We start from the raw sequence: 2,357 nt of genomic DNA on the forward strand, positions 1-2,357 counted from the left end.
CAGCAGAGCGAGCGCAGCAGCTCCGCGACCGCTTCGAACACGACCCGCGCCGCGAGGGGCCAGCACGCGGGCTGTAGTCCCGAGACTTCCGTGAGCGGGTCTGAGAGAATAGGAGCAGGAAGGAGGCGTGGTCATGGTGTTCCAAGGCGAAGTGCTGTCAGTCGGCGCGCTGCTCGATGCTGCCCGCACGACACCGGAGACCGCGCCGAGCCTGAGCGTGGGCGTGCGGCACACCGCCGCCCAGAACGCGGCCGCCTGCCGCACGATGCTCGCAGCCGGCGAGACCGTCGATGCGTGCTGGCGGTTCGGCATCCTCCAGGCACTGGACGACTACACCTCCGTTCTGCGACGCGGCGGCCCCGACCTCGCCGCCGGGGTGTTCGCCGACGAGCCACCCCGCACCGGCTCGGTCGAGGTCGATGCCGCGTTCGCCGCACTCGCTGAGCATGTGGCCGAACGTGACGGCTGGCTCACGCCCGCCTGGGCATCCGACCCCTCGCGTCACACGAGCGGCTGGTACCCCGCTGTTCCGGCGATCTTCCACGCCGACGCCGACCAGGAGAGCCCCGAGGCATTCAGACGGCGCGGAATCCTCATCACTTCCCGTTCTCTGGCGAGGGCATGACCCAGGCCGGGCAGCTCGACGCGGACGGGGTACGCGCCCTGTTCCAAGAGCTGTCCGACCGACTCGCAAGGGCAGGAGTGTCGCGCAGTCGTTCGTCGTCGGCGGGGCAGCGATGGCGCTGGCCTACGACGCCGACCGGCTCACCCGCGACGTGGACGCCCTGTTCGTCCCCGCACCCGAGGTCAGGCGGATCGCGGAGGAGATGAGCAGCCCGCACGGGCTCGAACCGGACTGGCTCAACGACGCCGCCAAGGGATTCCTGCCCGGCACCGACGAGCACCCCCGCACCGTGTTCGAGTCCGAGTCGCTGCTGGTGCAGGTGCCCTCACCGGAGTATCTGCTGGCGATGAAACTGCACGCCTCCCGCGACGACCGCGACCTCGATGACGCGGCGCTGCTATTCAACCGGCTCGGGTACGCCACCGCGCAGGAGTGCATCGACCTGCTCGCCGCCACCTATCCGACCGGGCAACTCCTGCCCCGACACCGCTACATCGCCGAGGACGTCGCCACCCGCGCACACGCCCACCGCGATGCCCCGGCGATCGATCCCGCGAAGCGTCGCCGGGAACCGAGCGTCGATGACGGCTTCGACCCGTTCCAGAACCCCTGGCAAGATCGCTCCGGCCCAGGCCGACACGATCCAGTCCGCAGCCTGTAACCCGCCCGCCCCGCTCCACAGCGGTAGACTGAAGCTGCGCACACGCGCACGATCACAGGTGAGTGCGTTTGGGGCACCTCGGCTACGCGGCCACCGCCTATGGCGTGCAGGGCGTGACCGCGCCAGCCTCGCATACGTTACTCACCGAGCAGATGAGCGGCGCAGGGCTACATGTCGGCATGACCAGAGGCCGCGCCGAGAACACCCCGCACGTCGTCGCGGAGAGCATGGCCGAGGCACGGCAGCAGTTCATCGAGGCGATGGAACGCGACCGCGCCGACCGAGGACTTGCCGACGCCACCCGCCGCGCGACCGAGGAAGTCGTAGGGCTGACCGAACACGGCCCCGTGCAACTCGTGAACAACGAGATAGCCGCACTCACGAGACAGGCACAGGACACCGCGAAGCGTGCGGAACGCTGGACGAAGATCGCGCAGCACCTCGGCACACAGGCCCAGCAGCACCAGGCCGAGGACGCCGAGACGATGGCGGTGCTCAAAGCGGCACGCGAGCAAGCTGAGCAGATACACGAGAGTGCACGAGCGCCGATCTTCGCCGCCGTCGAAGCGGACGGCCGCGACTACGACGACGCCAGGGCATGCGAGGCCGACACCGCCGAGCAGATGCGGACGGCTTCCCGGTTCGGGAAACCCAAGGTGCGCCGCACCCATCGCGCCGCGACCGAGCACACCGAGCAGGTGTTCCGTCCCGTCTACTTCGTCGTCGCTGTGTTCGTGGGCTTCGCGGATGATGGTGGCGAACGGGGTCCGCGAGTCGCGGGCGTAGTTGCTCGTCGTCGGTGACGTCGAGCCGGGTGTAGAAGGCTTGGTTCGCCAGCCGCCGGTCGGTATCGCCGGATCGGGCGTAAGCGTGGTGCGCGTCGGTGAGTAGCCGCAGACTGTCGTGCAGGAACGCGCGCCCGCCGGTGTCGTGCTCGTCGCGCTCCCCGAGTTTCTGGTTCACGTCCGTGTCGCCAGGCCTGCCCGGATGCGGTCTTGGCGCCGTGTCAGGGCCGGCAGGTCGATGGCGTCGGCGAAGTGCGCAGCCAGCAGCTTGTCACTCTCGGATTCG

Annotated in this window: 3 protein-coding genes; all 3 read left to right on the forward strand. The window is 69.3% G+C overall.

All coding sequences use genetic code 11. The features are described 5' to 3' along the window. Nucleotides 1–133: 133 nt before the first annotated feature. The 3 genes from ACK5KK_RS05155 to ACK5KK_RS05165 all read left to right on the forward strand — a co-directional run bounded on the left by ACK5KK_RS05155 (nucleotide 134) and on the right by ACK5KK_RS05165 (nucleotide 2,089). Nucleotides 134–625: a hypothetical protein gene (locus ACK5KK_RS05155; RefSeq protein WP_416889021.1), complete on the forward strand. Its 492-nt coding sequence runs from the start codon at nucleotides 134–136 to the stop codon at nucleotides 623–625. A gap of 112 nt (nucleotides 626–737) precedes the next feature. Then, a complete protein-coding gene (locus ACK5KK_RS05160; protein WP_416889022.1) occupies nucleotides 738–1,286 on the forward strand; it encodes a hypothetical protein in 549 nt (182 codons plus the stop codon). A 179-nt stretch (nucleotides 1,287–1,465) separates the two neighbouring features. Then, nucleotides 1,466–2,089, forward strand: a complete 624-nt coding sequence (locus ACK5KK_RS05165) for a hypothetical protein (protein ID WP_416889023.1) — start codon at nucleotides 1,466–1,468, stop codon at nucleotides 2,087–2,089. Nucleotides 2,090–2,357: the final 268 nt, after the last annotated feature.

This window comes from Microbacterium sp., from assembly GCF_047972865.1.
Taxonomy (GTDB): domain Bacteria; phylum Actinomycetota; class Actinomycetes; order Actinomycetales; family Microbacteriaceae; genus Microbacterium.

Excerpts from the sequence above, each read along its gene's own strand:
- ACK5KK_RS05155 (WP_416889021.1), top strand. The coding sequence starts at position 134 with ATGGTGTTCCAAGGCGAAGTGCTGTCAGTCGGCGCGCTGCTCGATGCT.
- ACK5KK_RS05160 (WP_416889022.1), top strand. The coding sequence starts at position 738 with ATGGCGCTGGCCTACGACGCCGACCGGCTCACCCGCGACGTGGACGCC.
- ACK5KK_RS05165 (WP_416889023.1), top strand. The coding sequence starts at position 1,466 with ATGACCAGAGGCCGCGCCGAGAACACCCCGCACGTCGTCGCGGAGAGC.